Consider the following 7,313-nt stretch of genomic DNA (forward strand, 5'->3'; position numbering starts at 1 on the left):
TGTTATTGTTAAAATACGCCAAGAAATGAAAATGTATGCAAATCTAAGGCCTGTTAAAACTTATCCTAATACTAATGCATTATTTGATGATGTTGACTTTATGATTGTGCGTGAAAATACCGAAGGATTGTACATCGCAGATCAGGAAGAATTAACTGAAGATGGTGCTATTGCAAAACGTATTATTACAAGAAAAGCAGAGGAACGCATTATTGATTATGCTTTTAAGTATGCTAAAGAAAATAACAAAAGCAAAGTCACAGGAGTTCACAAAGCAAATGTGCTTAAAAAAAGTGACGGATTATTCAAGGATGTGTTCTATGAAGTAGCTGAAAGATATCCTGAGATTGAAACTGAAGACTTTTATGTGGATGCAACAGCAATGTATCTCATAACACAACCTCAAAGCTTTGAAGTTATTGTAACTACAAACTTATTCGGTGATATCTTATCCGATGAAGGCGCAGGGCTCGTTGGAGGACTAGGAGTAATACCCTCTGCCAATATTGGTGAAGATGGTGCTTTATTTGAGCCTGTTCATGGTTCTGCACCAGATATTGCAGGCGAAGGTAAAGCAAATCCAATAGCAATGATGCTTTCAGCAATTATGATGCTTAGATATATCGGTGAAAACGAAGAAGCGGATAAATTTGATGCCGCTATTCTAAAAGTGCTTAATGATGGAAAAATCCTAACAAGAGATTTAGGCGGTTCATCAAGCACTATGGAAGTAGCCGAAGCTATTAAAAATAATTTATAAATAAAAAATGGAGATAGAAATATGAGAAAACTAACTAAAATTCAATGGGCTGCACTTTTTATTATATTCACTATGGTATTAAGTGGGGTTGCAGGATTTATGCTTTTATTATTCCAAGGGAGATGAAAAAATGGTAAAATATGAAATCGCTGCTGTTGTAGCAGAATTTAATTATGATATTACTCAAATGATGTTAGAGTTAGCTAAAGCTGAAGCTAAAAATAGAGACTGTGAAATTACAAAAGTTATAGCCGTTCCTGGCGTGTTTGACATGCCACTTGTAATTAAAAAATTATTACAAAAAGGCGAATACGATGCAATAATTACCTTAGGTGCTGTTATTGAAGGTGCAACTGACCACGACCAAATCGTTGCACAACATGCTTCACGTAAAATTGCTGATTTAGCATTAGAATATGACACACCAGTTGCTTTAGGAATTACCGGTCCAGGAATGACAAGAATGGATGCACACAGACGTGTTAAAAACGCAAAAAGTGCAGTTGAAGCAGCTATTAAAATGTGTGACAGATTAAAAGAAATCTAGTGATTTGATGGAAATTCTCAAACCGAATGAATTAAAGGAAAAATTTTCAGATCCCTGGATTGCACCATACGAAAAGGTCTTAACTATGGTGGATGGTGATAAAGTCGAACTAATCGAATATCATCCATGCATTTCCGGATCCCATTGGTTGCTAAACCAATACCGCAATAACTCTGAACTAATCGATTCCGCCCATCGTGATGGAAATAAACATGTATATTTGTGTCATGCTGGTTCCAGTCCTATTGATTTGAAAGCCAGTTTTAATGCTGCAGGAATAGATGAAATTGTTATTGACGGTGATGAAGTTAAGGTAACACATGCTGGGCTTGCAGGTGCCGGTGTAGGTGCTGGAATGTGCAGAGGAATGGGAGAAGGCGTCAAATACATTGAACTTCTTGACATTGGAGGAGGTTCAAAAGTAGGAAGAGCTACTGTCGTTACTCCTAAACTTCAAAAAGTAGTTATTGGTATTGATGATACAGATACTAAAGATGCCGGGGCTACTTGGACAATGGCACACAATTTAGGTGTTGAACTTGCAAATGAAGGTTATGAATATCTTGATCACATAATTGTTCAGTTATACCCACATAATCCTCATAAAACTCAAAATTGTGTTTCAATTGCTCTTACATTTGCTGTTGAAGAATCCAAAAAAGAAGAATTAATAAATAGAGTTATTGAAATTCTTAAAAGAGATACTTTATCTGATAAAACAGCTATAGCCATATTGGAAGGTCTTGAAATTCCTGAAAAATTAAGAGAATACTCAATAGCAACAAAATCAGGCATGATGGATGTTGAAACAGCAGAAGCAACTGCTGAAGAATTGAATATTCCTTTGATTGCTGTAACCGGCGAACAGGGAAAAGTTGGTGCTCTAGCTGCACTTGGACTTTACAACGATGTAGAAGAAGCTGTTAAAGCTTATGAAAAAAAATAATCTAAGAAAATACTTCTTAGATTTCTTACTATTTTTTAATTAGAAATCCGAAGGAAATTTCCTTGACCGGATTTTACAAACTGTTTTGTTGACGAATATTGCGAATCCTTAAAGACTATCTTAACCACTGAATTGCCATAATTTAAAGTAGTATTTCTAGGTTTTTGTATTGTACCAATAACCTCGCCACCAACTGCAATTGAATAAGAACTATTGCCTCTAAATACACCGGAGGAATTAGATATTGAAACATTATCCAAAAATACTTCAAAGTTGGAAGAGTTATAGTCTCTCGGAGAAATAATGAACTTTTCAGTGCATGTAATGTTTTTATTACCATTGCTTTGGGTTACAATAGACTGGTCAAATACTTCTTTTAAACGACTATTTTGAATAACATATCCAGTTTCAAGATTTAAAGTCTTTCTAACTTGTTGAGGTACTCTGATAATATCGCTCTCGCCGTCTCTTGATTCATTAACAACATAATCCGTATTGCCTATTTGAATCGTGTCATTGACTTTTAAACCCAATGTCATCATTGCTTCGGAAGGCATACGAATTTGATCCGATTCATTTTCAACAGCAACATCAATAGTAAATGGTCCTCTAACTGATATGGAATTATCTGAATGAGAATTGTCCGCATATATAATTAAATTTCTGGAGTTCGGTTCAATTGACAATACACCATTTTCAAAGTGCGCTGCACCAATAAATGTTGAAATCATTAATAACAGTACAATTATTGAAATAATCAGAGGAAAGTGAATTTTAACAAAAGATTTTAATAAGCTAAGTCCAGGTGTCTTTTTAAATATTACAATAGATTTTATAATAACTTTAATAAGGTAATAGACTGATATTAAAATTCCTGAAACGGAAATAATGACACCGATTGAAAGGGGAACCATTTTTACAAAAAAGACTGTAAATAAACCAAGAATAATTAAAGATAATCCCACAACAGACATACGAATGAAATAACCAATCTCATCAATCATTAAAACTCTACCATACTTATTAGCACGACTTATAATAGTTCTAACAACTTCATTAGCCATCAGATTTAAATCTGAAAGCGGAGACATGTCATGTTCAATTTCACCAATGTCGACTTCCATGATAGAAATTCCAAGCACATCAGCATCAATAACAATACCTACATCAACACCATAATCCTTTTCAAAATTAATTTTTTTTAATATTTCTTTACGTGCTGCAAACTGACCGCTCAATGGCTGCTCAAAAGAAATTTCAGGGAAAAAGAAATTGAGCAACGGCTTAGCTGTAAGTTCAGTTACACGTCCGCTAACACGTGAAAATTTAGTTTTAGTAATCTCAGCATTTCCAAGCAAAATCGGCATAATCATTGATTCGACTTTTTTGGATGTTAAATTATAAATATCCGCATCAATGAATGCAATAATATCACATTCTGCTTGCTTATAACCAGTGAATAAAGCTTCACCCTTACCTTTATTAGTTTCATGATTAATAACTATAGCTCCAGCCTTAATAGCTTCCTCTTCAGTTTTATCAGAAGAACCATCATTAACCACGATGACTTCATCGACAAACGAAACATTTCTAATTACTTCTACAACTTTAGCTACAGTATCTTCCTCATTATATGCAGGAATAATTACTGAAACCTTTTGATATTTCTTGGGTTTTTCAGTTTTTATACTAGCAAGCAAAAATGCAATAATTACAAAAAACCAATACAATAAATTCACCTGAAAGTTTAATTGTTTATAAATATGTCATTTAACTACTATAAATGTATTAGTTTTACACCACAACTTAAATAATACAAAAACCTAAATTTATCTATACATTTTAATAGTAAATTAAAGCTTTTTAATCTTTATAAACACATTTAAAAGGTAGTTATTTGATGATAGTAGAAACACTTCAAAATGAATTAAATTTAGCTAACTGGCAAGTTGAAAAAGTAATCAAATTAATCGATAAAGACTGAAATATCTCAGAAACCTGGAAGACAAAAAGGAAAAAATCATAAACAGAATCGATGAGCTTGGAAAGCTCGATGACGATTTGAAAAACAGCATTTTAAATGCCAATACATTAGTTGAACTTGATGATTTATACAGACCATTCAAGAGTAAGAAAAGAACAAGAGCAACAATTGCCCGTGAAAGAGGATTGGATCCACTTGCCCAAATAATTCTAGCACAGGATGTTAAAGAAAGCGTTAAGAAAATAGCTAAAAAATACATTGACCCCGAAAAAGAAATCAATACTGCCGAAGATGCAATAGATGGTGCAAAAGATATTATTGCAGAAATTATATCAGACAACTCCGAATTCAGAAAAAAAATCAGGCAAAACACATTCTACACCGGACAAATTGAAACCAAGGCCAAAGATAAGGATTCATCATCAGAATATGAAATCTATTACAATTACAGTGAAGATTTAAGAAAAATCCCACCCCATAGGATTTTAGCAATTAACAGGGCTGAAAAAGAGGGAATGATTAAAGGAAAAGTTGTATGTGAAGTTGATGATATAATAAAATATCTCAACAGGCATATGCTGAAAAATATCTCAAGCATTCCTGAAAAAATCGAATATAACAGATATACCACCCCAATAATAAAGGAATCCGTGGAGGATTCATACAAACGACTGATTTCTCCTGCAATCGAAAGGGAAATCAGGAATTTTTTAACACAGAAAGCTGAAGAAAAATCAATTGAAGTATTTGCCAAAAACCTGAATCAGCTATTGATGGAAAGTCCTCTTGTTGGAAAAACAATTTTAGGCTGGGATCCCGCATTTAGAACAGGATGTAAACTTGCAATTATTGATGAAACTGGGAAAGTTTTGGATACTGCACTGATTTATCCAACCGAACCTCAAAATAAGGTTAAAGAATCAATTAAAACTGTTCGTGATTTAATCGACAAATACAACATTAACGTAATAGCCATTGGAAATGGAACTGCTTCAAGAGAATCCGAACAAATTGTTTCTGACATTATCAAAGGGACAAATGTTGAATACATAATTGTTAACGAGGCTGGAGCTTCAGTATACTCCGCATCAAAATTGGCTGACGAGGAATTTCCTGAATTTTCAGAAGGGGAACGCAGTGCCGTTTCAATTGCAAGAAGGCTTCAAGACCCGCTGGCAGAACTTGTAAAAATCGATCCAAAATCAATCGGCGTTGGTCAATATCAGCATGACATGAACCAGAAGCAATTGTCCGAGTCCCTGAGCGGTGTTGTGGAAAAGGTAGTAAATGAGGTTGGAGTCGACCTGAATACCGCTTCTGTAAGCCTACTCAATTACGTATCAGGAATAGGCAATACAACTGCTAAAAATATTATTGGATATAGGGAAGAGAACGGAAGCTTTGAAAATAGGAAAGAATTACTGAATGTTAAGAAACTTGGTAAAAAAACTTATGAACAGTGCGCAGGGTTTGTAAAAATTGACAATCCAGAATACCCATTGGACAATACCACAATCCATCCGGAATCTTATGATGCCACATTTAAGCTATTAAAAAAGTTAAACTATTCCACAAGCGATATCGGCTCAAAATCCTTAAAATTTGACAAAGTTGACCTGGAAGAAATTTCAGAAGAGTTAAACATTGGAATGGAAACATTAAAGGACATAATAAGAGAACTTAAAAAGCCCGGCAGAGACCCTCGTGAGGACATGCCAAAACCTATTCTTAGGAAAAATGTATTGACACTTGAAGATTTGGAGATAGGAATGATAACTCAAGGAACTGTTAGAAACATTGTGGATTTCGGAGCATTTGTCGATATTGGAGTCCATCAGGACGGATTGGTTCACATATCACAATTGGTGGCTGACAAATTTGTAAAACATCCCCTTGACATCGTTAGTGTCGGAGATATAGTTGATGTTAAAGTCCTGGATGTAGACATTAAAAGAAAAAGGATTAACCTATCAATGATAATTTAAATATATAAAAGACAATATTATAATACATAAATAAATTTTAATTTAGAAGGGATTATTGAATGACACCAAAAATAATGATTATTCTTGGAAGTGGGTCAGACATTGCTATTGCTGAAAAAAGTATGGATATTTTAGAAAGGCTCGAAATACCATATAGTTTAAAGATAGCTTCCGCCCACAGAACACCTAATTTAGTTAGAGAAATTGTTACTCAAGGTACTGATGCAGGAATTGAAGTATTTATTGGTATTGCTGGTTTGGCGGCACATTTACCAGGTTCAATAGCTGCCTATACGCCAAGACCGGTTATTGGAGTTCCCGTAGATGTTAAAACAAATGGAATTGATGCACTCGAATCCATTATTCAAATGCCTTATCCTTCCCCTATTTCAACTGTTGGAATCGATAGAGGAGATAATGCCGCAATTTTAGCTGCTCAGTATATCGGACTTCATGATGAAGAGGTTCGCCAAAAGGTAATAGAGTTAAGAAAGGAATATGCTGAAAAAGTCAAAAAGAGCAATGAGGATATAGTTCAAAAGATTGAAAGAAAATATCTTCAAAACGATTTTTTAAGAATTAAAAATCTTGAAATCAAAGACATTGAGATAGATGAAACTACCGATGCATGTATAAAGAACAAAGATGCGGAAGTCGTGGTTATTGCTGGAAGGCAAACTGATGTGGGAACTGCCAAAAAGGTTGGAATTATATTAGACCGACTTAAGATTAAGCATGATATTAAGGTAGTCTGTCCGATAAGATCAACTAAAAAATTCACAAATTATGTCAAATGCATGAAAAATGCAAAAATTTTCATTGGAATAAGTTCAACTTCCTCACAGGTAACAGGAGGACTAGTGGGACTGACAGACAGACCGGTTATTGGAGTTCCATGTACTAATGAAAATAATAAAGATTATATGCTTACAACTGTAAGTATGCCTCCAGGAGTTCCTGTTGCAACTGTTGGAATTAACAACGGTAAAAATGCAGCAGTCCTTGCAGGTGAAATTCTTGCTATTGACAATCCATATATTACAGAACTTTTAGGAAAATTAAAAGACAAAAAAATTAACTTATAGTGATAA

The 7,313-nt window shown here is 34.2% G+C and carries 5 protein-coding genes and 1 pseudogene; 5 read left to right on the top strand and 1 reads right to left on the bottom strand.

What is annotated here, in order from left to right:
- From QZU83_RS10280 to mmp11, 3 genes are all read left to right on the top strand, one after another.
- The coding region (locus QZU83_RS10280) for an isocitrate/isopropylmalate family dehydrogenase (protein WP_295611899.1) at positions 1 to 760 on the top strand (760 nt) is incomplete at its 5' end.
- Positions 761 to 890: 130 nt separating this feature from the next.
- Complete coding sequence (gene ribH, locus QZU83_RS10285) at positions 891 to 1,307, top strand: 6,7-dimethyl-8-ribityllumazine synthase (protein WP_295611900.1); 417 nt, start codon at positions 891 to 893, stop codon at positions 1,305 to 1,307.
- A 7-nt stretch (positions 1,308 to 1,314) separates the two neighbouring features.
- A complete protein-coding gene (mmp11, locus tag QZU83_RS10290) occupies positions 1,315 to 2,253 on the top strand; it encodes a methanogenesis marker protein 11 (protein ID WP_295611901.1) in 939 nt (312 codons plus the stop codon).
- Between the two features lie 35 nt (positions 2,254 to 2,288).
- On the opposite strand, the gene QZU83_RS10295 is transcribed toward mmp11, so the two are convergent.
- Complete coding sequence (locus tag QZU83_RS10295; protein WP_366925387.1) at positions 2,289 to 3,983, bottom strand: glycosyltransferase; 1,695 nt, start codon at positions 3,981 to 3,983, stop codon at positions 2,289 to 2,291.
- Between the two features lie 170 nt (positions 3,984 to 4,153).
- On the opposite strand from QZU83_RS10295, the pseudogene QZU83_RS10300 reads away from it, so the two are divergent.
- Positions 4,154 to 6,222 (top strand): annotated as a pseudogene (locus tag QZU83_RS10300) (Tex family protein).
- 59 nt (positions 6,223 to 6,281) lie between these two features.
- Positions 6,282 to 7,307 (top strand): 5-(carboxyamino)imidazole ribonucleotide mutase, encoded by a 1,026-nt coding sequence (gene purE / locus QZU83_RS10305; protein ID WP_295611903.1) that lies wholly within the window; start codon positions 6,282 to 6,284, stop codon positions 7,305 to 7,307.
- Positions 7,308 to 7,313: the final 6 nt, after the last annotated feature.

Source organism: uncultured Methanobrevibacter sp. (assembly GCF_902771435.1).
Lineage (GTDB): Archaea > Methanobacteriota > Methanobacteria > Methanobacteriales > Methanobacteriaceae > Methanocatella.

Bases quoted from the DNA above. Each gene is read 5' to 3' on its own strand.
- ribH (WP_295611900.1), top strand. From the start codon at position 891: ATGGTAAAATATGAAATCGCTGCTGTTGTAGCAGAATTTAATTATGAT.
- mmp11 (WP_295611901.1), top strand. From the start codon at position 1,315: ATGGAAATTCTCAAACCGAATGAATTAAAGGAAAAATTTTCAGATCCC.
- purE (WP_295611903.1), top strand. From the start codon at position 6,282: ATGACACCAAAAATAATGATTATTCTTGGAAGTGGGTCAGACATTGCT.